Source organism: Spirulina subsalsa FACHB-351 (genome assembly GCF_026130165.1).
GTDB lineage: Bacteria > Cyanobacteriota > Cyanobacteriia > Cyanobacteriales > Spirulinaceae > Spirulina_A > Spirulina_A subsalsa_A.
Genome location: NZ_JAIHOM010000037.1, coordinates 1 through 21,895, shown reverse-complemented (window position 1 = coordinate 21,895; position 21,895 = coordinate 1). Strand labels below are relative to the sequence as shown.

General features: G+C 49.3%; 22 protein-coding genes. 15 read left to right on the top strand and 7 right to left on the bottom strand.

Translation table 11 applies throughout. The features are described 5' to 3' along the window. Nucleotides 1-89: 89 nt before the first annotated feature. Entirely contained in the window at nt 90-1,400 is a 1,311-nt protein-coding gene (locus K4A83_RS09350; protein ID WP_265264235.1) for a nucleoside recognition domain-containing protein, read from the bottom strand. A gap of 239 nt (nt 1,401-1,639) precedes the next feature. Between K4A83_RS09350 and rppA the strand changes: the two genes are divergently transcribed. The 3 genes from rppA (at nt 1,640) to K4A83_RS09335 (ending at nt 4,389) form a co-directional block, all read left to right on the top strand. After that, on the top strand, nt 1,640-2,320 hold the full coding sequence (rppA, locus tag K4A83_RS09345) for a two-component system response regulator RppA (protein ID WP_265264234.1): 681 nt from the start codon (nt 1,640-1,642) through the stop codon (nt 2,318-2,320). Continuing rightward, nucleotides 2,317-3,768 carry a sensor histidine kinase gene (locus K4A83_RS09340; RefSeq protein WP_265264233.1) on the top strand — a complete coding sequence of 484 codons (1,452 nt, stop codon included), beginning with the start codon at nt 2,317-2,319 and terminating at the stop codon, nt 3,766-3,768. The genes rppA and K4A83_RS09340 overlap by 4 nt, the downstream gene beginning before the upstream one ends. A gap of 273 nt (nt 3,769-4,041) precedes the next feature. Further along, nucleotides 4,042-4,389, top strand: a complete 348-nt coding sequence (locus K4A83_RS09335; RefSeq protein WP_265264232.1) for a hypothetical protein — start codon at nt 4,042-4,044, stop codon at nt 4,387-4,389. Nucleotides 4,390-4,634: 245 nt separating this feature from the next. Here K4A83_RS09335 and K4A83_RS09330 read toward each other — a convergent pair whose 3' ends face one another. Beyond that, a complete protein-coding gene (locus tag K4A83_RS09330; protein ID WP_265264231.1) occupies nt 4,635-5,393 on the bottom strand; it encodes a DUF928 domain-containing protein in 759 nt (252 codons plus the stop codon). Nucleotides 5,394-5,764: 371 nt separating this feature from the next. Between K4A83_RS09330 and K4A83_RS09325 the strand changes: the two genes are divergently transcribed. From K4A83_RS09325 to rbsK, 3 genes are all read left to right on the top strand, one after another. After that, on the top strand, nt 5,765-7,471 hold the full coding sequence (locus tag K4A83_RS09325) for a transglutaminase-like domain-containing protein (protein WP_265264230.1): 1,707 nt from the start codon (nt 5,765-5,767) through the stop codon (nt 7,469-7,471). 152 nt (nt 7,472-7,623) lie between these two features. After that, nucleotides 7,624-7,935: a hypothetical protein gene (locus K4A83_RS09320; RefSeq protein ID WP_265264229.1), complete on the top strand. Its 312-nt coding sequence runs from the start codon at nt 7,624-7,626 to the stop codon at nt 7,933-7,935. Further along, on the top strand, nt 7,892-8,872 hold the full coding sequence (rbsK, locus tag K4A83_RS09315) for a ribokinase (RefSeq protein ID WP_265264228.1): 981 nt from the start codon (nt 7,892-7,894) through the stop codon (nt 8,870-8,872). The genes K4A83_RS09320 and rbsK overlap by 44 nt, the downstream gene beginning before the upstream one ends. 1 nt (nt 8,873) lies before the next feature. On the opposite strand, the gene K4A83_RS09310 is transcribed toward rbsK, so the two are convergent. The 3 genes from K4A83_RS09310 to K4A83_RS09300 form a co-directional block, all read right to left on the bottom strand. Further along, on the bottom strand, nt 8,874-9,695 hold the full coding sequence (locus tag K4A83_RS09310) for a hypothetical protein (protein WP_265264226.1): 822 nt from the start codon (nt 9,693-9,695) through the stop codon (nt 8,874-8,876). Between the two features lie 340 nt (nt 9,696-10,035). After that, nucleotides 10,036-11,169 carry a glycosyltransferase gene (locus K4A83_RS09305; RefSeq protein WP_265264225.1) on the bottom strand — a complete coding sequence of 378 codons (1,134 nt, stop codon included), beginning with the start codon at nt 11,167-11,169 and terminating at the stop codon, nt 10,036-10,038. A gap of 79 nt (nt 11,170-11,248) precedes the next feature. Next, on the bottom strand, nt 11,249-12,406 hold the full coding sequence (locus K4A83_RS09300) for an NAD-dependent epimerase/dehydratase family protein (RefSeq protein ID WP_265264223.1): 1,158 nt from the start codon (nt 12,404-12,406) through the stop codon (nt 11,249-11,251). A gap of 297 nt (nt 12,407-12,703) precedes the next feature. Between K4A83_RS09300 and K4A83_RS09295 the strand changes: the two genes are divergently transcribed. The 5 genes from K4A83_RS09295 to K4A83_RS09275 all read left to right on the top strand — a co-directional run bounded on the left by K4A83_RS09295 (nt 12,704) and on the right by K4A83_RS09275 (nt 15,972). Then, complete coding sequence (locus K4A83_RS09295; protein ID WP_265264221.1) at nt 12,704-13,990, top strand: homoserine dehydrogenase; 1,287 nt, start codon at nt 12,704-12,706, stop codon at nt 13,988-13,990. A gap of 15 nt (nt 13,991-14,005) precedes the next feature. Then, entirely contained in the window at nt 14,006-14,632 is a 627-nt protein-coding gene (locus K4A83_RS09290) for a thiaminase II/PqqC family protein (RefSeq protein WP_407809979.1), read from the top strand. A 117-nt stretch (nt 14,633-14,749) separates the two neighbouring features. Next, a complete protein-coding gene (locus K4A83_RS09285; protein WP_265264219.1) occupies nt 14,750-15,043 on the top strand; it encodes a Dabb family protein in 294 nt (97 codons plus the stop codon). A gap of 105 nt (nt 15,044-15,148) precedes the next feature. Continuing rightward, the gene (locus tag K4A83_RS09280; protein ID WP_265264217.1) at nt 15,149-15,493 is read left to right on the top strand and encodes a DUF2605 domain-containing protein; all 345 of its coding nucleotides are present in this window, start codon (nt 15,149-15,151) and stop codon (nt 15,491-15,493) included. A 176-nt stretch (nt 15,494-15,669) separates the two neighbouring features. Next, entirely contained in the window at nt 15,670-15,972 is a 303-nt protein-coding gene (locus K4A83_RS09275; RefSeq protein WP_265264215.1) for a DUF2973 domain-containing protein, read from the top strand. Between the two features lie 516 nt (nt 15,973-16,488). On the opposite strand, the gene K4A83_RS09270 is transcribed toward K4A83_RS09275, so the two are convergent. Continuing rightward, complete coding sequence (locus tag K4A83_RS09270) at nt 16,489-16,857, bottom strand: STAS domain-containing protein (protein ID WP_017303618.1); 369 nt, start codon at nt 16,855-16,857, stop codon at nt 16,489-16,491. A 249-nt stretch (nt 16,858-17,106) separates the two neighbouring features. Further along, complete coding sequence (gene hemF / locus K4A83_RS09265; protein ID WP_265264213.1) at nt 17,107-18,138, bottom strand: oxygen-dependent coproporphyrinogen oxidase; 1,032 nt, start codon at nt 18,136-18,138, stop codon at nt 17,107-17,109. 390 nt (nt 18,139-18,528) lie between these two features. Here hemF and rodA point away from each other — a divergent pair, with 390 nt between their 5' ends. The 4 genes from rodA to K4A83_RS09245 form a co-directional block, all read left to right on the top strand. After that, nucleotides 18,529-19,794 carry a rod shape-determining protein RodA gene (gene rodA, locus K4A83_RS09260; protein WP_265264212.1) on the top strand — a complete coding sequence of 422 codons (1,266 nt, stop codon included), beginning with the start codon at nt 18,529-18,531 and terminating at the stop codon, nt 19,792-19,794. 135 nt (nt 19,795-19,929) lie between these two features. After that, nucleotides 19,930-20,409, top strand: a complete 480-nt coding sequence (locus K4A83_RS09255) for an SRPBCC family protein (RefSeq protein ID WP_265264211.1) — start codon at nt 19,930-19,932, stop codon at nt 20,407-20,409. Nucleotides 20,410-20,457: 48 nt separating this feature from the next. Next, on the top strand, nt 20,458-21,522 hold the full coding sequence (locus K4A83_RS09250) for an Mrp/NBP35 family ATP-binding protein (protein WP_265264210.1): 1,065 nt from the start codon (nt 20,458-20,460) through the stop codon (nt 21,520-21,522). A 185-nt stretch (nt 21,523-21,707) separates the two neighbouring features. Continuing rightward, on the top strand, nt 21,708-21,895 hold a 188-nt coding region (locus tag K4A83_RS09245; protein WP_265264209.1), incomplete at its 3' end, for a helix-turn-helix domain-containing protein.

The window sequence follows — 21,895 nt, the reverse complement described above, 5'->3', positions numbered from 1 at the left end:
GATTGTGAGGACTCTGGGGGAAACAATACTAGAGGAAAGGATTGAAAGTGAGAGGATGAAGGACTCTACAACGCTCATCCTCCCAATTCCTAAAACGTTAGGCGACAAATGAGCAAAGAGGCTAAAATTCCGGTTAAATCGGCTAATAAAGCGGCGGGGAGGGTGTGACGAGTGCGCATAACCCCGACACTGCCGAAATATACGGCCATGACATAAAAAGTGGTTTCGGTGGAACCTTGCATAGTCGAGACGAGATAGGAAACAAAACTATCGGGGTCGTTGTTGACAATTTCCGACATTAAGCCAAAAGCACCCCCACCGGAGAGGGGACGAATTAAGGCCATCGGTAGGGCTTCGGCGGGGAGGGTGATGAGGTTGGTAACGGGAGAAATGAGGGTGGTCATCATGTCTAGGGCGCCACTGGAGCGAAACATTCCAATGGCGACGAAAATGGCGACGAGAAAGGGAATGATGGTAACGGCAATCTCAAAGCCTTCTTTTGCGCCTTCGGTGACGGCTTCATAGACTTTTACGCCTCGGAAGTAGCCTAGGAGTAACAGGCTACAGATAATCATGGGTAATAACCAGTTAGAGATACCTTCCATAAACTGAGTGCTGGTTAAGGTGGGGGTACCTTCAACGGTGAGGCGATAGATGATGGCGACGAAGAAGAGAATGATTAAGCTGCCAAAGATAAGCCGTCCGCTTAAACCGGGGGGATTAAGGGGAGGAGTGTCAGGGCTAGTTTCTTGTTCTGGGGTGGCATTGGCTTCTGATTCCGGTGGGGGGGAGGGGGGGATGGTTTCCGTGCTGCGCTTGGCGAGGAGTTTGGCGGCGATGATGGCGACGGTGGTGGAACAAATGGTGGCGATGAGGGAGGGGAGGACGATGGCTCCGGGGTTGCTGGCTCCGGCGGAGGCTCGAACGGCGATCGCACTAATGGGTAAAATCGTGACGGACGAGGTGTTAATCGCCAAAAACAGACACATGGCATTAGTAGCCGTACCGGGTTCCTGATTGAGGCGATTCAGTTCCGTCATGGCTTTTAACCCGATGGGGGTGGCGGCATTGCCTAACCCCAAGGCATTGGCGGCCATGTTCAAAATCATGGCGGACATGGCCGGATGTTCGGGGGGGACTTCTGGGAAAAGACGCAACATCAGGGGACGAATGAGACGGGCAATCACAGTCATCAGTCCAGCCACTTCAATCACTCGGATAATGCCCAACCACAGGGCAAGCGCACCGATTAAACCAATGGCCAAAGTAACGGCATTAGCTGCCGATTCAAAGACGGCCTCGGTCAGTTCTGACATGGTGCCGTTTAAGGCTGCTACACAGGTGGAGGCGAGAATCATAAACAGCCAAATGCCGTTTAAGGGAGAGTCAGATTTTTTCACGGATTATCGAGGTTAACTAGGAGAAGCCGAAAACTCACCCAATCTTACCGAAAATGATCCAATTCGTCTCTCCCGACTCCCAACTCTGGTTGTAGTGCGGACTGAAGTCCGCTCCGCCTTAGTTCTAGAGATGGCAAAACTAAACCCCCTTGGCTCGTGCTATAACAGGGATATTGACCCCATGGGGCTAATCCCCATCACCAACTTTTACCCAAGAATGAGCGAGAAAGTCATCCAAAATGCGGATCTTGCTGGTGGAAGATGACCCAGAACAACGAGAACCTCTGCAAACGGCGTTGATGCGTTCGGGGCATCTTGTCGATGGTGTGGGGGATGGGGCGATCGCCCAACAGTTACTCAGCGATCAAACCTACGACCTACTCATTCTCGATTGGATGTTACCCGGCACCGATGGCATCACCCTTTGTCGTCAGGTACGCCATGCCCAGCAGGCCACCCCCATCCTCCTCCTCACTGCCAAAGACACCACCGCCGATAAAGTTCAAGGTTTAGATGCAGGGGCAGATGATTATCTGGTGAAGCCGGTGGATGTGGCGGAGTTGTTGGCGCGGGTGCGGGCTTTACGGCGGCGATCGCCCCACTGGTGTGGAGATACCCTCCAAGTGGCCGCCCTCCAGTTACACCTTGATACGCTCCAACTGTGCTACCACGATGCCCAGGTGCCACTCAAAAGCGCTGAATTTCAACTCTTGGAATACTTGATGCGTCATCCCCGCCAAGTCTTAACCCATGGTCAGTTAGAGCAGGCCCTCTGGACTTGGGATGCTATCCCGGAAAGTAATGCGATCGCCTCCCGAATGCGCCGCTTGCGTCAACGCTTGCGGGTCTTGGGTGTAGAAGATTGGATTACTACGGTTTACGGTATGGGCTATTGTTTTCAGCCCCCCTCAGCACCATGAAACGGTTTCAACTCACCCCTTGGCAAACGCTCCCGGTGCGGGTTAGGGGCGGGACAATTATCGCCATCCCCATTGTTTGCCTGATCACCAGTTTGATCGCCGTGGCTTGGTTGAAAATGAGCCTCACAGAAGATGAAATGTGGGTACAACATACCCAGGTGGTGCGCCTTGAATCGAAGCGACTACTTAATGCTCTCATTGATGCAGAAACCGGAATGCGGGGCTATGGCCTCACCCAACGGGAAGAATTTTTAACCCCCTATCACAAAGCCCGCCGAGTGATTCCGCCCTCCCTTGCCCGTCTCGAACAATTGGTACAGGATAACCCCGCCCAACTTGCCCAGATGGAGATTATCCATACCGAAGTCCAGGAAACCCTGGCCTTGTTGGAACAAAAGGTGATGTTACAGCAGGAACTCAAACAACAGGGGCAATCTGAGGAAAGGATGGTGGCGGTGGTGGAACTCTACGATTGGCTTAATGAGGGGAAAGCGGCCATGGACAACACCCGCCAGGCCATTGATCAGTTTGCTGCGGTGGAAGAGCAACTTTTGCGCGATCGCCAACAGCACCAAGACCAATACCGCCAAATTACTTGGCAAGTGCTTTGGATTGCGGGGGGGTTGGGGTTAGTGGGAACAGCGCTAGCGGTACATCTCTTTTGGCAACTGGAAGGAGAACTAACGACCCAAGCCACCCATTTACAAGCCGCCAATCGTCAACTGACGACGGTTTGCAACCAGTTAGAGCGCTTCACTGCCAATGCTTCCCACGAACTCCGCACCCCCTTAGCAGCGATTCTCAGCAATGCCCAGGTAGCCCTGATGGATTTGGCGGACTGGACAGAGGCAGACCCCCAACCACAGGCATTACACCAACGCCTCACCAAAATTGTCGCCCTCACTAAACGAATGAGCGAATTGGTACAGCAATTGCTGTGGTTAGCCCGACAGGAGGGCAATCCTGAGGCTGTCCCCTTTACCGCCCTTGATTTGCGATCTTGGCTGATGCAATGGGCCAGCACCGGGCAACAACAGGCCACGGATGCCGGTTTAACCTTTCAAACCCATTGGCCCGATGAACCCTTGATTATTTCAGGGGATGGGGTTTTGTTGGGACAGGCCGTGACCAATGTCCTCACCAATGCTTGCCGCTACACCCCCGCCCCCGGTGCGGTGCAATTGGGGGTGATTCCCGCTCCTGATGATGTGATTCTGGAGGTGAGGGATACGGGGCGGGGGATTCCTGCGGAGGCATTGCCCCATGTGTGTGAACAGTTTTATCGCGTCCAACCGGGAACCAGCCATGGCTTTGGTTTGGGGTTAGCGATCGCCCAACATATTATTAGGGTTCACGGGGGCAAGTTACGCATTACCAGTGAACTGGGGCAAGGGACAACGGTGGCGATCGCTCTCCCCCGCCTCAAACCTCCGGTTGAATCCGTCTAAGTGTCAACAATCTAGGGGTGAAAAAGTAGGGGCGAAAAATTTTTCGCCCCTACATGGTCATTTTCTGGTCATGATCCCCCCCTACCATACTTCGTAGAGTCAATACTGTCGGGCGGACAGGAATTTAAGCCCTCGGACAGACTACCCACTGTCTATTAGGTGAGAACTTAGTAGATAAGGTAACTGGTTGAACAGGGAATCCCTCGCTTTTAGCGATGGGAGCGTCAAATTGAAAGTCAAGAACAAACCCACAATCATTGCAAGGAGTACACCATGATTAAATTATCCTTATCCCCCATCACCGCCATCACCACCGGATTATTAGGCGCAACCGCCCTCTCCATGACCACGATTAACCATTTTTCCGCTGCCCATGCCAACAATCGCACCTTTACCGGGGTTGTGGAGCGGGTTTGGGAAGATGGTTTTCGTTTACAGGTGGGGAATCGCCGCATTACCACCGATACCTGGGATGTATGCGGTGATTTCACTGAGGATCATGTGAATGTGGGCGATCGCCTCACCGTCGTGGGGGAATTTGAAGGTGGTCAATTTGATGTGTTTCGGATTACCAATGCCTCTGGTGAGCGGGTTTGCCGTTCAGGGAATGGTCAATCTTGACAAGTTAAGACCCAAAGTTAGAAGTTAAGGGAACAGGTAACAGGGTCATAGGGAATCGGGAGTAATGTCATTGCGTTTCCTGCGGAACGCTTCGCGAACGCGTAGCATGACCTTCACGGAGCGTTCCGAAGGAAAGGAAAGGAAGGTACGAAGCAATAACTTGACAAAAGGCACACAAGCTTAACTTGTCAAGACGGCCTATTCCCTTGTTGAGTCTAGCATTGGGCTTTTTCAGCAGACCCTAGTCAAAGATTCCTCTCCCTTTGAAAGACTTTTTCTTGAGCGAGTTTGTCCAATTGAACCGCTTTTAAGAGGGTTTGCCAATCGGTTTGGACTTCAGGAGAGGGGGATTCTTGATGGAGTTGGGCAAGGGCGGCGATCGCATCATACCAAACCCCAGCCGCCGCAAACTCCCGCGCTTGCTCATGGAGGGAGGGATTGCGCAAGGTTGTCCGTAGAGTAGGAGAAACCGCAACAGGGCGAATCCAAGCCCCCGTCTCACCCAAAAACTCATTATTGCGATCGTAAATATAAACCGTCCATTTATAGTTAGTCCCTTCCACTAAAGGCGTTTCCCCTGTCTCTAAAACCACTGGGAGAATTCCCGAATCACTGGGGGGCGTAATTTCCCGGACTAAAATTAATTCCCCTTTTTGATTGGTCACTTCCAATTCCATCATCCCTAAAGGACAGAGACTATTATCTAAACTCGCCACATGGATTAAAACCGTTGGTTTAGCCTGAGTTGTCACCCCAAAGCGGATGGCTTCATCTTCAGAGGAAGAGGGTACAGTGGGGACTAAAGGCGTTAACTGCGGTTTCACATTACAACCACGAGTTCCCCCCGGTTCAGTGCGACCCGGGGAACCAATACCGGAAGGGGGTTGATAGTTAGACTCTTGCCAAATTAAGGGTTGGGCAAAAACCAAACTAGAAGACACACATAGAACAAAAGTTCCACTCAGAACAGCGAAGGTTTTAGTGAAGGAAGATAGGAGTCGCATGATAATAACTTTGTGTTGGATCAGGAGGACAGTCAAAAGCTTGAAAGGGTGAGGGCTGAAGTGCAAGCCAAGGGAAAAAATCCGATTTCCCGTAGTTACATCCCATCCCTATCTTTAATCTAAATGCCTTTTGCCTTAGTGCCATCAGGATTAACCCCTACAAGATACTCTGAGATCACCCTGATCAATTGAGTCTAGGTTTGAATCAGTGACAGCAAACCCTCACCAGATGACTAAGGGGGTCAAATTACCGTCAAACGTTCAGATCGAGCATTGTTAGAATCGGGATTTTGCTAAGTTGGAGGACTTAGGGCAAGATCGAAAGCAAGAAGACTCCGATCTTCCCATTTTTATCTTCACTAAGACAGAGCATGATTCCTGATTCATCTACTTCTTTTGTAACTCAACAAGCCTTAAATGGTCGAACCATCCGGCCTATTGCGGCGGCGACAATCTACGGGATTGCCTTTCGGGGTAACAGCTTGTACGCTCTGGATGCCACCAGTGGCTATTTATTAGAAGTGGATCCCTACACGAACAACACTCGTATCCTCAATTCCCACTGTTGGCAAGATTTTGTCGGGGCGACTGGGTTGGCTATTTCCGGAGACACCCTCTGGTTTACTAGGAATGAAGATGTGTATTTTTGTTCCCTAAACGAAAAATTAGCCCCCCATCTGTTTATTAGTTTGTACTACCCGGCTGATGGCATTGGGGTTTTAGGGTCAACGATTTATCTGACCTGTCAGAAGTCAGGCTATATCCTGATTTATAGCCGGGAAACTCGCCGGGAAATCACCCGTTTCTATGCCCCGGGGATTGGTATTGAAAATATTACCGTGCGGGGGGAGGAACTTTGGATCTGTGATGACTTAGAACAAACGGTCTATTGTTTAGACCGAGCAACGGGAGAGGTGAAATTTAGTGTGTTAACTCCTTTTGAGAATCCCACTGGATTGGCCTTTTATCAAGACCCGGAAACCCAGCAGGAAACGCTCTATGTGGCCTATTCCCACAATGAACCCTATTTGCGGGATAATCCCAATGCTCAACCCAACCACGAGTTACAATATCGCGATCGCACTTTTCTCCATCCCCTTTACTTCCACTACCAAGAAGGTGATCATTACGCCCTCTCTAATGGTTATTTAGTCGAAATGTCCTATGTGGAAGAACTCTCCCCCCTTGACCCCATTGACCTACAAGAAATTGAATGGCAAATCGCCCTCCCCGCAGAAACCCCACGGCAAAAACTGCGCAAAATTGAACCAGTCGGTTTACCCTTTGAGGAACGGCAAGTAGACGGTCAACGGATTGCCGTGTTTAAGTTTGACCATCTCACCTCAGACCAGCGTTATATTTTCGGTTGGAAAGCTACCCTCGAAGTGTGGGGGATTAAGTATCAATTCGACCCAACGGATGGGGAAGATGTCCCCGAATTGCCCCCAGTCTATGAAGCCCGTTATTTAGTCGATAATGATAATTTAGCCATGGATAAGGAAAACATCCAACGGGCCGCCCGGGATGCGGTGGGTGAAGAAACCAACTTGTTGCGCAAAATGTATAACATTCGCAACTATGTTTATGATCGCCTAGCCTATGGCATTAAACCTCACATTGACACTCCTGATGTGGCCTTAGCGAGAGGGGTAGGGTCTTGCGGGGAATATTTGGGGGTTTTATTGGCACTTTCGCGGTTAAATGGCATTGCTTGCCGGACAGTAGGACGTTATAAGTGTCCCGCTAAACCTCTAGAGCGTTTTGTCCCCCTCGAACCGGATTTTAACCATGTCTGGATGGAGTTTTATCTACCGGGATTTGGTTGGTTGCCCATGGAATCTAATCCCGATGATATTAATGAAGGGGGGCCTTACCCCACTCGCTTTTTTATGGGGTTAGCATGGTATCACGCCGAAATGGCTAAGGGCGTTCCCTTTGAAAAGATTTATAGTAAAGATGGTTTACCCATTCCCAAGGAACAAGCCGCTATTGGAGAGTTAGCCATTAATCACGTTTGTTTCACGATTCTGGAGGAGTTATCCCCCGGAAATAGTGATCAATTAACAATTAACAATTAACAACCAATAGTCTGAGGGGGGATTGGTTTCCCCACTCGTCTATACGGTGGGAGGAAAATCCCCCCTCAGAAATGAACTTTGACATCCCCATCTCTCCCGCCACTTTGGTTTTATAATGGAGTAGAGTCCCAGCCATCTAGGAAAAGCAAAAAATGGCAACGAGGCGATTGACATTTCGATTATATCCCCATCCAACCCAGCTTCAAACCTTGTTGGCGGCTCGTCGTCTCTACACCTATCTTTATAATGCTTGCTTGGCTCATCGGTATTATGTTGGGCGAAAAAATCGTCAGTCAATCGATTATTTCACCCAACAGAATGCCTTACCTGCATTTCGAGAATGCTGGCCTGAATATAAGTCATTAAATCTATCTTCTTTGCAAGCCACAGTAAAGCGATTAAGCTCTAATCATACAGACGATGGTGGGGTTATTGAAACCCCGTCCGTCTGTACGGGGGGGTAATTCATTGAGTGTCCTTGCCCTTGGAAGCATCAATATGGATTTAGTGGTGAAAGTGCCACGCTTACCTAGTGTGGGGGAAACCTTAATTGGTCATGAGTTTTTCTCAGCCTTTGGGGGGAAAGGGGCCAATCAAGCGGTAGCGGTGGCTAAATTGGGGGTGCCTGTGTTTTTTGTCGGTCAAGTGGGAGATGATGATTTTGGTCAGACTTTAACTTTGGCCTTAAAAGCGTCTGGGGTGAATATTAGCGGGCTACGCACTCATCGGGAACTCCATTCGGGGGTGGCTTCTATTGTGGTGAGTGAAACGGGAGAGAATACCATTGCTTGTGCGGCCGGGGCTAATGGGGCAGTGGATGAGGTGGAGGTGGAATTTGTGCGATCGCATCTCCCAGAAACTCAAGTCTTACTCCTAGAATTAGGCATCCCCTTCCCCGTCGTCCTCGCCGTCGCCCAAGCCGCCCACCAAGCCGGAGTTACAGTTATTTTAGACCCCGCCCCCGCCCCCGATAATTTACCGGACTCCTTCTATCCCCTCATTGATATTTTGACCCCCAACGAAGTAGAAGCCAGCCATTTAGTCGGTTTTCCCGTGGAAGACCGCCCCAGCGCCGAACAAGCCGCCCAAATCCTACAGGACAAAGGCGTTCAGAACGTAGTCATTACACTAGGAGAACAGGGCGCCCTCTGGCACAGTTCCCAAGGGACAGTCTGGTATAATTCTTACCCCGTCACCGCCATTGACACCGTAGCGGCTGGAGATGCCTTTAATGGAGCCCTCGCGGCGGGCATAGCTTCCCAGAAGCCCTTAGAAGAAGCCTTACACTGGGGCATGGTTGCCGGGGCATTATCAGTCACCAAAAACGGCGCACAGCCCTCCCTGCCCGATCGGAAAACTTTCTTCAGCGCCTTGGAAAGTTGGCCGCTTGCAACGCCATAGTTCAGTTCAAGTTATCCATCAAGGAAGATAAGGTATAACGACGGCGCAAGTCCATCTGTTCAGCCAAGTTGCCCGAAACTGGAGCGCTTTCGCCGTTATGACCCGGATAGTCAAGGGGTGTCACCATTTCCGGGGGAACAATGGTGATCTGGGGTTCAACGGTTCGGCTGACATTTCTAGAATAAGGGACTGAGGGCACCTGATGGGATACGGGCCCAGCGAAGTTTCTAGACTGGGGTGAAGAGACTCTAGGAGTTGTCACACCCCTTGGCATCTCTCTAGGAGGAGCGACGGGACTATATTGAGGATAGTCAAAATTTCGTTCAACTTCCGGATAACGGGCAGGCGGCAGTTGATAGACCGGACGGGCGGGGGGCAATTGTTTGAGACGCTGACGAGGACTACAAAAATGGCGTAAAACCAAAGTCATGATCAGGGAACTGGCAGCACAACCAAGGGAGATCAGGCTGACTAACCAAAAGGGGAGGATCTCCAAGGGGTTGAGGGAACGCTTAGGCGGGTTGGGATCATAGGGACGGAGGGCGCGTTCTGGGGCATCGCTTGCCCGCTCATTGAGGTCTTCGGTGGGAGTGGAGTCTTCCCGACCTTCTGGGGTCAAGCTAGCGGGGAGGGGTAAGGGCTCTCTAGCAGGTTGTATGGCAGGGTTCAGCAAACTTACTGTTGCCCCCACTGTTAGCATCATGGCGATCGCCCACAAACTTCCCCAAAAGAAGATCGGATAACGGGCGATCAGGGTTTGCAATAGCAATTGAGCCAGTGTTTTCTTTTTCCGTTTGCGTTTACGCTTGACAGGATTAACCATGAGTTTGTTTTCAGCCCTGAGAAAATCTAGGGGGGACGAAGGGTGCGATCGCCTGACCGAGATGAGTCTGCTAACAGATTAGCAAAAATACAGGGAGATTGAACTACCCCACCCTCTAGACGAGTTGGATTGGGAGTCGGGAATCGGGAGTCGGGAGTCGGGGAGCGGGGGAGCAGGGGGGCAGGGGAGCAGGGGAGCAGGGGAGAGGGGGAGCAGGGGAGCAGGGGGGCAGGGGAGCAGGGGAGAGGGGGAGAGGGGGAACAATTATCAATTATCAATTCCCTATTCCCTATTCCCTATTCCCTTGCCTCTAGCGTTGGGCTTTTTCAGCAAGCCCTAATTAAGCCGCCCTGGGCAGCCTATGAGCGGCCAGAACGTCTTGATAATAGCCTTTGAGTTGACGAGTGGCCGCCGCCCATCCCCAGCGTTCCGCCTCTTGACGCGCCTTCGCCCGCAGGGTTTCCCGTTCCTCTGATGCCGCAATCAGGCGCTGGGTGGCTTTAATCGCCCCTTGGGGATCTTGGGGATCAAACAAGTAGCCATTTTCCCCATCGGTGACAATATCCGGAATGCCCCCAGAATTAGCCGCCACCACTGGACAGCCCGCCGCCATTGCTTCCAACACCACCAAACCGAGGGTTTCCGTGCGGGAGGGGAAGACAAAGGCATCGGCCGAGGCAAAGGCTGACGCTAACTCCATCCCCCGTAAATAGCCCACAAAATGGGTGGGAGTGCCTTGAAAATGCTGTTCTAAAGCGGCTCGGTGGGGACCATCCCCCACAATGGCTAAACGGGAACCGGGGATGGCTTCCAGAATGGGTTTAATTTGTTCAATTTCCTTCTCGGCTGAGACGCGCCCCACATAGAGGAGTAAGGGACTGTCGGGGTGGCCTTGGGAAAGGCGATCGCGCATTTTCGCCGACGCTAAACTCGGCACGAACATATCTGTATCTACCCCCCTCTGCCACAAATCCACTCGCTCAATCCCATGATGACTTAACTCATTCACCATCGCAGTCGAGGTGCAAAGGTTCAATTCTGCCTGATTATGAGCCGCCTTAAGCAACTCCCAAAGAAACCCTTCTAAAGATCCGAAACCGTAATGATGCAAATATTGGGGCAGATGGGTATGGTAAGAAGCCACCAGAGGCAAATCCAACATTTTGGCATAATAAATCCCGGCCAATCCTAAAATCGCCGGGTTCACCACATGGATTAAATCCGGTTGAAATTTATCTAAAGCTTTCCGAATAGAAGGTCGAGGGAGAGCGACTTTTAATTCTGGATACATCGGTAACGGAAACGCCGATAACCCGTAAATTTTGGCCCCGTGATAGTCTTTCATCCCACCATCAGGACAGACCACAAGCACCTGATCCCCTTGGCGTTGTAACTGTTCAACAGTATGACGCAAACGGGTTACAATGCCATCAACTTTGGGTAAAAAAGTTTCTGTAAATAAGGCAATCCGCATCTTGATTGAAAAGGTTAATTTGAATGGGTACGGTCAAATTGGGGAAAACTGATAATTGATAATTAAAAAATGGATTCAATTAACCGCGTCGCCAAGACACTTTAGGTAAGATTTGCTGTTTATCTACCCGGTGCTTATAACTAATCGCAAACGCTAACAAAGAGTCTAACAACGAGTCCGATAAATAATGGGGTTGCAGACCTAAATCCAGCAATTTGGTATTTTTCGCATTGAAATAATGCTCTTCCAATTCCACCCGAGGATTATCCAGATTTTCGATTTGGACATGATCTAACCCCAAAGTGACCGCCGCTTGTTTCACTTTCATGGCTAAATCCCCCACACTGAATAATTCCGTGAATTGGTTAAACACGCGGAATTGTCCGGGTTCTGCGGGATTCGCAATGGCTAACTCCATACAGCGCACCGTGTCGCGAATATCTAAGAAACCGCGAGTTTGTCCCCCTTTACCATACACAGTCAGAGGGTGTCCGATGGCCGCTTGAATACAGAAACGGTTTAACGCGGTGCCGAACACCCCGTCATAGTCCAGACGGTTAATCAGCATCTCATCCATGCCCGTTTCTTCGGTTAAAACCCCATAAACCACCCCTTGGTTTAAGTCTGTGGCACGCAGACCCCAAATCTTACAAGCAAAGTGGATGTTGTGGCTATCGTGGACTTTAGATAAATGGTAGAAACTGCCCGGTTGTTTGGGATAGGGGAGCGTGTCTTTCCGTCCGTTGTGTTCAATGGTGATGTAGCCTTCCTCAATGTCAATGTTGGGGGTGCCGTATTCTCCCATTGTGCCGAGTTTCACCAGATGAGCGTCGGGGAAATGCTCTTTCATGGCGTAGAGAATATTTAAGGTGCCGACGACGTTATTCACTTGGGTGAAAACGGCGTGTTCCCGGTCAATCATGGAGTAGGGAGCGGAACGCTGTTCCCCAAAGTGAACAATCGTTTCCGGTTGAAACTGCTCCATGGACTTCAGCAGAAAATCATAATCTGTAATATCGCCAACAAACAGATCAATCTTTTTCCCTGTAAGATCGTGCCAACGTTGCAGTCGTTTTTGAATGGGGGCAATGGGGGTTAAAGTGTCTACGCCCAGTTTGCTATCCCAGTAGCGTCGCACTAGGTTATCTAAAATGGCGACTTCATAGCCTCTGTTCGAGAGATGGAGGGCTGTTGCCCAGCCACAGTAACCATCTCCACCAATAACTAGAACTCTCATATCGTCTACTTTTTCTATTTTTACCGATACAGGCTAAATTTATCAGGTCTTGGTGTCCCTTGGGACAGTGTATTGTTAATCTGCCTTAACTGTGTTTTTCTATACCTTGGAATCGGTCAGAGGTTAATACAGTAAGAGAATTCCGTCAAGCGTTAGCTCACTGGGGTGGCTGGGGGTTAGGGGACGGAAATAATGGTACAATGAGGGCATCTCAGACGGTAAAGTAAAGGGCGGGAAACACTACCCGAATCACTGGAGACGCGACCATTTGAGAGGGCGTACTAAAGGGATAAAACTGTGGTATTGAAAATTGGCTTATTGGGACTGGGTACTGTTGGCACGGGAACGGCCGAGATTTTACTGGATTCGGCTGGACGCAACCCCCTGATTAAGCAGATGGCAATTCATCGGGTGGGGGTTAAGTCCCTTGATAAACCCAGAGCGGTTGATTTGCCTCGGGAGTTGTTCACCACGGATTTAGAGTCCATTGTCACAGATCCGGAGGTGGATGTGGTGGTGGAACTCATTGGAGGGATTGAACCTGCTAGATCCCTGATTTTAAAGGCGATTGAGGCGAAAAAACATATTGTTACGGCCAATAAAGCTGTCATTGCTCGTCATGGGGATGAAATCTACACGGCGGCTAATGAGGCGGGGGTTTATGTGTTGTTGGAAGCGTCTGTGGGGGGGGGAATTCCCATCATTCAACCCCTGAAACAGTCCCTGGGAGCGAACAAAATTCAGCGCGTGACGGGGATTATTAACGGCACAACGAACTATATTTTGACCCGGATGCAGACGGAAGGGGCGGATTTTGATGAGGTGTTGGCCGATGCGCAACGGTTGGGCTATGCGGAGGCGGACCCGACGGCGGATGTGGATGGATTTGATGCGGCGGATAAAATCTCGATTCTGGCCTCTTTGGCCTTTGGGGGCCGGATTCACTATGAGGATATCGAACGGGAAGGGATTCGCCAAGTGAGTGTTACGGATATCACTTATGCTGAGGATTTGGGCTTTGTGGTGAAGTTGTTGGCGATCGCACAACGGGATGAACATACCCACGGTTCCCTACAGGTGCGCGTTGGACCGACTTTCGTCCCAAGAGATCACCCCCTCGCCAGTGTCAATGGGGTCTATAATGCCATCTTGGTGGAAGGAGAACCCCTCGGACAAGTGATGTTCTTCGGCCCCGGTGCGGGGAAAGGGGCTACAGCGAGCGCTGTTGTCTCGGATTTACTCAATCTCTTCAGTTTGTTGGCTAGTGACCAGAAAAATCCTCTCCTCGGTTGCTCTCATCAACACTACTGCACTATCACCCCCATTTCTGAACTGGAAACTCGCTTTTATGTCCGTTTCCTCTGTGGAGATCGTCCGGGGGTGATTGGACATCTCGGAACCTGTTTTGGCCATCATGGTGTCAGTTTAGAATCGATCGTACAAATCGGTTTTCAAGACCATCTCGCTGAGGTGGTTGTTGTAACTCACGATGTTCAAGAGCAGAATTTCCGTGATGCTTTAGCTGAAATTCAAGGGGAATCGGCGAGAGATATTAATATTGCTAGTATTCTTCGGGTTCTATAGAGTTTACGGGAAAGCATCGTGTTAACTTGTCAAAAATTACTCAATAAACACACAGAACTCTGGCAAAAAGCCACCATTCACCCCTTTTTAGGTCAGTGTAAACTCGGCACAATCCAACCTATTCAATTTAATACTTGGCTGGTGCAAGACTATCTCTTTGTTGTCGAGTTTACCCGTCTAGTGGCTCGCATTTTAAACGCCGCTCCTGTACAACATTTTGATAGTATTTTGGGGGGATTAAATGCCCTCAAAGATGAGTTAAACTGGTTTCGAGATAAAGCGGCTGAACGGAATTTGGATTTGTCTACCATAAAACAATCAACTTGTCAAGAGTATTGTAATTTTTTGTTAGAAATTACCGAGATGTCCTATCCGGTGCAAGCGGTGGGATTATGGGCTATTGAGTTGGCCTATAATCAAGGTTGGCAACTTCCGGGTCCTATGCCAGAACCCTATGCAGAATTTGCTAATCGCTGGGGAAATGTAGCGTTTACGGAATATGTCAGAATCTTGGAAAAACAAGCCGATAGCGCGTTAGAAACGGCCTCGGAAACGGTCGAACAACAGGCAGAATCGGTCTTTATCCAAATTGCTCAACTAGAGAATTCTTTCTGGCAAATGGCCTTTACTGGCGGGCAGTAAACCCGCTAGAATGACTGATTACCCCCATTCTCCTGAGAACAAACTCCTTCTGGAGGTGATGTGCTAATTGTTCTCATGGGATGGGGTTTGTCCTTTCTATTCGTTGACTTAAACCTGATGCTAGAACATATTGTGTTGTTTAAATGGAAACCGGAAGCCACTCCAGATGCGATCGCCTCGATCTTAGACGATTTCAACCATATGCCGGGGAATATCCCTGAAGTGGTGAGCGTATCTTGTGGGGAAAACTTCACGAACCGTTCTCAAGGGTTTACTCATGGTTTAGTGGTGCGTCTCAATGTGCCGGAAGAATTGGAGCGCTATCAACAACATCCCTTTCACCAAAAAATTGTTCAAGAGAAGATTAAGCCGATTTTAGCCGATATTTTGGCGGTAGATTACCAGTTTTGAGCCACGGGACAGGAGAAAATCTGAGAATCCTTAACAAACAGTTACAATAAAAGGAGGGGGTTATTCCCCGAATGAGAGGACAAAGCGTACACTGGAATTAGACGGATGTCTCGATCACAACCACCGGAAAATGACCTGCTCAAACAGATTCTCGAACCCTTACTGGAGGATTTCCAGGACTGGTTTGGGCGATCGCAAACCTTGTTAGAATCTCAGAAAATACCATTTTTGACCGACCAAGAGCAAAACGAGCTTCTCTTAAGGCTACAAACTGCTAAAAAGGAAGTCAGTGCCGCTCAATTACTTTGCCAAACCATGAATCATCGTGTAGGCATTGAGATGACCACCCTCGTCCCTTGGCATCGTTTAGTCACAGAATGCTGGCAAGTCTCCCGACGTTGGCGAGCTTGGCAAGCTGATCTGGGGGATAATAACACAACCTTTTCTTAAATCACGGTTTTTTCATTACTAGCTTATAGTCATTGATCAGAGCAACCGATGAATTTCTGCTTGATTCCCCAATTCCACTGCTGTTAATTCCCTATTGTTCAATGGTTCAGCTACTTTAAATGTCTTTTAACAATCAACCACTGTGAGATCAAAATAATTAAGGGGGTTTCCTGATTATGTTACATATTCTTTACATTCTGGCCTTTACGGTCATTGCCTTTTTGGCCATTAGTAATCTCATTCGCAGTTTAATTACGGTGAGTACAGAGTCCACTCGTCGCAACAGTCCCCCCGGACGAACTCCAGTTAATCGCACCCCCCAACGGGTATCTCATCCAGAGTTATTAGACGAAAATGGTCAACTGACGGATGAACCCCTCTTAATTATGCGGTCTGTCAATGTTGAAGATGCTAGGGAGCAACTAGATGCCATTTATAACGCTTCTCCCGGCACTCCGAGCGACACGACAGAAGAATAATCCCCTCTAGTCGCAACAATCTGATTGAGTTCGCCTTCATTGTTTTCAGGCATGGCGAATTCAAGAAGGTTGTGCTGGGAATTGGTGCGGTTTGCCTCTCATCCCCACTTCACTTGCAGGATGGGAAATTACTGGCAATCTGGCGAAAAACAAGAACCCCCTCCGACCTAGGTGGAGAGAGTTGAATTGACCGAACTAGCTCAAGGTCGAAGGAAAAAAGTCAGCAGAACCTCTAAAAGCTTAGACTGCTCAGGCCCGATGCAATGCCAAGGACAACTGCAATCGAACGGCTAATCTGAAGGGAAAAAACCCCTTTGATTCGGCCAGCAAGGAACGGCACAATGAGCAATAGTCCAATAGCTAACTTTAGTGACTAGCTAACTTTAGTGACTAGCTAATTCTAGTGACTAACTAATTCTAGTGACTAGCTAACTTTAGTGACTAGCTAATTCTAGTGACTAACTAATTCTAGTGACTAGCTAATTCTAGTGACTAGCTAATTCTAGTGACTAATGGTTAAGTTGCCATAGTACGAGGCGCACCCTCTAAAGCTTCCTCTTCTTCTTCAAAAATGTCAAACACAGAATCCATCATGGTCACTTCAAAGACTAACTTGGCTTCTGGGTGAACATTACAAATCCTAAAACTGCCCTTTACTTTATCCGCATCTCGCATCCCAGCCACCAGTGAAGTTAGGCCAGAGCTATCAATAAAGTTCACCTGGCTGAGATTAACAACAACATGGGGACTAAGCTTAGAAATACATTCTTGGAGTTTCAAACGAAACTGCCAAGCCGTCGTAATGTCCAAACGACCCGTCGGTGCTAGAACGATGACAGTGGTACCGTCTTTGGTTGTGTGGTTTTTTTGTTCGATATGAATCACTCGTCAATTAGCCTCAAGAACTCAAGTGGTAACTTCTGTTCAGCCAAGGCGGGCTTGAGCGGCTTTGGTCTGAGTCTCAATACTTAGGTTATACCTAGTGACTCTTCATACAGCTTACCATTTTTACTGGCCTGTTCAACCCTTGCCACCAAGACGAGGAATTAAAATCCTGAAACGGCTGATTGGCCTAGGGAAGGAGAAACCCGCCGGAGATTTGCTCTTGACTCTCCGGGGGGACAAGCTGGGGGCTTAGTGGGTTGACCAGTTGACCCAATCCTGTGCTTTGAGGAACGTTTGATATAACTGAGCCTCGGGGGTATTGGGTTCCGGTTGATATCCGTATTCCCAACGCACAAGGGGGGGAAGAGACATCAAAATTGACTCGGTGCGACCATTGGTTTGGAGCCCGAAGATCGTGCCACGATCATAGACCAGATTGAATTCTACATAACGTCCGCGACGATAGAGTTGGAAATTTCGCTCGCGATCGCCATATTCGGTATTCCGTCGTTTTTCGGCAATGGGGACATAGGCTGGCAGGAAGGCCTTGCCACAATCTTCCACAAAACTAAATAAAGCGTCCCAATTGCGGGGTTCAATCGCCCCCACTTGGTGACTATATTGGGCGGCCTCTCCTTGGTCATCGGGGCCGCGATAGAGTTCCCCTTGACCGTCTTGGTAATCAAAGAAAATCCCCCCAATGCCTCGGGATTCTTGACGGTGTTTGAGATAGAAATATTCATCACACCAGCGTTTAAACACTGGATAATATTCCCCATGATGGCGATCGCACGTCTCCTTCAGCGTCCGATGAAAATGTTGGGCATCTTCAGCAAAAGGATAATAGGGCGTTAAATCCGCCCCACCGCCAAACCACCACACCGGACCCGCTTCAAAATAGCGATAATTCAAGTGAACCGTTGGGATGTAGGGATTGCGGGGATGGAGAACCATTGAGGTTCCCGTAGCATAGAACCCATGACCTGCTGCTTCCGGGCGTTGTTTGAGAATCGACGGAGGCAATTGATGACCCCACACCTCAGAGAAATTCACCCCTCCCTGTTCAAAAACCCCTCCTTCTCGAATCACACGCGATCGCCCACCCCCACCTTCTTCCCGTTCCCAAGAATCCTCTTCAAACTTATTCTGACCATCTAAAGCTTCCAGCCCTTGACAAATTTCATCTTGTATGCCCCTCATAAAAGCACTCACTCGCTCACGAGAATCGGCAGGCGGAGCCGCTTGCTGTGGAGTTGGGATATTCGGTGAAGCAACAGTCATAAAACTTTGAAAAATTAACGATTAAACCTTTGGACTATGATTTTCCCATACTCCGTTTCCCCTCCAGTCCCTCGCTTATCAATTTGAAATATAAGCTTTTGTCCTGATGTTCTTGAGTCCCAATCCGTATAAAGTTTTAGTCAGAGCCTCTAAACTTTCTGCCGACCCTCCCGGAAATGGCATCTGATGCTATACCTTAGTAGGGAAATGCCAACATTATTTTCACATCTAAGCTGTTAATCATTTAAATTTCTGTCTCAATCCAAGCTAGCTAAAGGGTTCGGCTTTTAAAAGAGGCGATTTAAATGCCAACTAGCTTAACCGTTCAAGTCTCACAAATCCAGAACCCCCTAGCCGTTTTCCAAGTGCTGTTCGTTCCTTCAACTGGTTATGCTCAACAAAACCCAAAACAAATTCTTACACTGGAAACTGTTGCTCCGAGGATGGCAGCAAATCGACTGGATTCTGATGACCCTAGTCGTTATCTTAACCTTCTTAGGTGGAGTCAGCATCCGTTCAGCCGCACTAACCTCAACCCGAGGAACCGACTGGTGGCAACACTGGTTAGTCGGGTTGATTGGCGTAGTCATCGCCTTTGCCATTGCCCGTTGGCAATATAAAGCCTTTCTCCACTGGCATTGGTTGATTTACGCCATTAGTAACATCACATTGATTATTGTGATTTTAATCGGTGTAGAAGCCAACGGCGCCCAACGTTCGATCAACATCCTGAACTTCAATATTATCCCCTCAGAATTTGCCAAAGTTTCTTTAATCATCACCCAGGCGGCCATTCTGCAAAACCGCTCGAACCCGAAAGTGACCCTTCTACTCCAAGCACTAGGTGTCACCATTATTCCTTGGGCATTAGTTGTCTTGCAGCCAGACCTCGGAACATCCCTAGTCTTTGGTGTAATTACCCTCAGTATGTTGTACTGGGCCAACGTGAACCCCGGATGGTTAATCTTAATGGGATCCCCCATGATTGCCGCCCTTCTCTATAATCTCTATCTTCCCAGTTGGTTTGTCTGGGTCGGTCTGATGAGTTTACTCGCTTGGTTTACCATCCCGTGGCGCGTAGTCGGAACATTTTTTGCAGTTCTCACCAACGTTACAGCCGGGGGGATTGGGGGATTTATGTGGGGACTGCTCAAAGACTACCAAAAAGACCGCTTAACCCTCTTCCTACAGCCAGAAAAAGACCCATTAGGGGGAGGCTACCACCTCATTCAATCTCGCATTGCCATCGGTTCAGGTTCCATGTGGGGGAGAGGCTTACATCAAGGGACCCAAACCCAATTAAACTTTATTCCTGAACAACACACCGACTTTATTTTTTCCGTCATTGGTGAAGAATTGGGCTTTGTCGGTAGTGCCTTAGTGCTAATTGCCTTTTGGTGGTTGTGTCTGCGTTTAATTTTAATCGCCCAAAATTCCAAAGAGGATTTTGGCTCTTTGCTCGCCATTGGAGTATTGTCCATGATTGCTTTTCAGGTGTTGATTAATGTCGGAATGACTATTGGACTAGCTCCTGTTACGGGTCTTCCTCTCCCCTTCCTCAGTTATGGCCGTTCGGCTCTCCTAGCGAACTTTATCGCCTTGGGATTAGTGGAAGCCGTTAGTAATCATCAACCCCGTTGGCATTTTAGGGATTAACGTACCCCAAAACTGGGGATTCTCCTTGTGTTCACGTAGCATTCTGAAGGAAGGCTTTTTGAGAATCCCTGCCAACTCTACACGAAGTCCCGTACAATAAGAAACTTGCCGGATTGTTGCTGGGGGAAGGGTGTTATGATTCTTCACTTTTCATTTAAACTGTTGGTCAGTCGCCGGAAAATCTTCTGTCGTTTTTCCCTGAATAAGCAGTATCGCGTTCTTTGCCATGCTTCAGTCGATACCCTATGGCAAAAAATTATTAACTTGGCCGATGTGTCTTGGCATCCCATTATTAATCAAACCAATGTCCCCAATGGGTTAGTTCCCAAACCGGGCTTAATTTATCAGGTGGTGACACGCTTCACGCCGATTCCTATTCGGATTTTTGTCGAGCAAGTTTGTCCTCGGGAATTGCTCAGTGTAAGGTTTCTCGCCATTCCGGGCATTGAAAACCGGGTGACTTATCAAGTGGAATCTACGGTCTGCGGGACTTATGTTTCCTATTCCGTCACCCTGCGCGGTTGGTTATCGCCCTTTCTCTGGTGGGTGATTCGTCCCTATGTGGCACGAGTGGCGGCCAATTTAGCTCATGCGGCAGAGAGAGTCGCGGCCTGAGTTCCGGTAAGATGAAGCCAGAGAACACATGATTAGATCACAATAAAAATGCTTGATAGGGATTCCGTCTTAGAGGTGTTGCGTCCGGTTCAAGACCCTGAACTGCAAAAAAGTCTGGTCGAACTCAACATGATTCGCAATGTGGAAATTGAGGGGTCAAAAGTCCGTTTTACTCTGGTATTAACAACGCCTGCCTGTCCGTTGCGGGAGTTTATTGTGGAAGATTGTCAGAAGGCGGTTAAGCAGTTGTCTGGGGTGGAAACCGTTGAGGTGGACGTGACAGCCGAAACCCCTCAGCAGAAGTCTTTACCAGACCGTCAGGGTGTGGATGGGGTGAAGAATATTATCGCGGTGTCTAGTGGGAAAGGCGGTGTCGGGAAAAGCACTGTCGCCGTGAATTTGGCTGTTTCTTTGGCTCAAGCGGGGGCGAAAGTGGGGTTGTTGGATGCGGATATTTATGGCCCCAATGCGCCGACGATGTTGGGTTTGACGGGGGCCCAGGTGCAGGTGCAAAAGGATGGCCAAGGTCAGGATATTCTCGAACCGGCGTTTAATCACGGGATTAAGATGGTGTCGATGGGGTTTTTGATTAACCCGGATCAACCTGTGATTTGGCGGGGGCCGATGTTAAATGGCATTATTCGCCAGTTTCTCTATCAGGTGAATTGGGGGGCGTTGGATTATTTGGTGATTGACTTGCCACCGGGGACGGGGGATGCTCAGTTAACCTTGGCTCAAGCGGTGCCTATGTCTGGGGCGGTGATTGTGACGACTCCTCAAACGGTTTCTCTGTTGGATGCTAGACGGGGTTTGAAAATGTTTGAGCAGTTGGGGGTGAAGGTGTTGGGGATTGTGGAGAATATGAGCTATTTTATCCCGCCGGATTTACCCGACCGCAGTTATGATATTTTTGGGTCTGGGGGCGGGGAAAAAACGGCGCAGGAGTTACAAGTTCCTTTGTTGGGTTGTGTGCCGTTGGAAGTGCCGGTGCGGGAAGGGGGCGATCGCGGAATTCCCATTGTCGTGGCTCAACCGGATTCGGCCTCGGCTCAAGCGTTGCGTGCGATCGCCCAACAAGTCGCCGCCAAGGTGTCCATTGCTGCCCTCACCTAGGGCTTGCTCAAAAAACCCAACGCTAGAGGCAAGGGAATAGGGAATAGGGAATTGATAATTGATAATTGATAATTGATAATTGTTCCCCCTCTCCCCCTCTCCCCTGCTCCCCTGCTCCCCCTCTCCCCTGCTCCCCTGCTCCCCTGCTCCCTGAGAACCCCCCAGAACGTGACTGATTCGACGGGGTGGGTCTGCCCTCTGCCTTCACCAAAACTAATGGGTCTGAAGCCCCGCCCTTCCAGGGCGGCTTTTTTGTCGGAGTCTATCGCCCCAATCCTCTCTATCTTTGGTATCCTAGCATCATGAAAAGCCGATATCAGTACAGAATCTATCCCACCCCAGGTCAGCAAACCGAGTTAGCCAAGCTGTTCGG

Excerpts from the sequence above, each read along its gene's own strand:
- rppA (WP_265264234.1), top strand. The coding sequence starts at position 1,640 with ATGCGGATCTTGCTGGTGGAAGATGACCCAGAACAACGAGAACCTCTG.
- K4A83_RS09340 (WP_265264233.1), top strand. The coding sequence starts at position 2,317 with ATGAAACGGTTTCAACTCACCCCTTGGCAAACGCTCCCGGTGCGGGTT.
- K4A83_RS09335 (WP_265264232.1), top strand. The coding sequence starts at position 4,042 with ATGATTAAATTATCCTTATCCCCCATCACCGCCATCACCACCGGATTA.
- K4A83_RS09330 (WP_265264231.1), bottom strand. The coding sequence starts at position 5,393 with ATGCGACTCCTATCTTCCTTCACTAAAACCTTCGCTGTTCTGAGTGGA.
- K4A83_RS09325 (WP_265264230.1), top strand. The coding sequence starts at position 5,765 with ATGATTCCTGATTCATCTACTTCTTTTGTAACTCAACAAGCCTTAAAT.
- K4A83_RS09320 (WP_265264229.1), top strand. The coding sequence starts at position 7,624 with ATGGCAACGAGGCGATTGACATTTCGATTATATCCCCATCCAACCCAG.
- rbsK (WP_265264228.1), top strand. The coding sequence starts at position 7,892 with ATGGTGGGGTTATTGAAACCCCGTCCGTCTGTACGGGGGGGTAATTCA.
- K4A83_RS09310 (WP_265264226.1), bottom strand. The coding sequence starts at position 9,695 with ATGGTTAATCCTGTCAAGCGTAAACGCAAACGGAAAAAGAAAACACTG.
- K4A83_RS09305 (WP_265264225.1), bottom strand. The coding sequence starts at position 11,169 with ATGCGGATTGCCTTATTTACAGAAACTTTTTTACCCAAAGTTGATGGC.
- K4A83_RS09300 (WP_265264223.1), bottom strand. The coding sequence starts at position 12,406 with ATGAGAGTTCTAGTTATTGGTGGAGATGGTTACTGTGGCTGGGCAACA.
- K4A83_RS09285 (WP_265264219.1), top strand. The coding sequence starts at position 14,750 with ATGCTAGAACATATTGTGTTGTTTAAATGGAAACCGGAAGCCACTCCA.
- K4A83_RS09280 (WP_265264217.1), top strand. The coding sequence starts at position 15,149 with ATGTCTCGATCACAACCACCGGAAAATGACCTGCTCAAACAGATTCTC.
- K4A83_RS09275 (WP_265264215.1), top strand. The coding sequence starts at position 15,670 with ATGTTACATATTCTTTACATTCTGGCCTTTACGGTCATTGCCTTTTTG.
- hemF (WP_265264213.1), bottom strand. The coding sequence starts at position 18,138 with ATGACTGTTGCTTCACCGAATATCCCAACTCCACAGCAAGCGGCTCCG.
- rodA (WP_265264212.1), top strand. The coding sequence starts at position 18,529 with ATGCTCAACAAAACCCAAAACAAATTCTTACACTGGAAACTGTTGCTC.
- K4A83_RS09255 (WP_265264211.1), top strand. The coding sequence starts at position 19,930 with ATGATTCTTCACTTTTCATTTAAACTGTTGGTCAGTCGCCGGAAAATC.
- K4A83_RS09250 (WP_265264210.1), top strand. The coding sequence starts at position 20,458 with ATGCTTGATAGGGATTCCGTCTTAGAGGTGTTGCGTCCGGTTCAAGAC.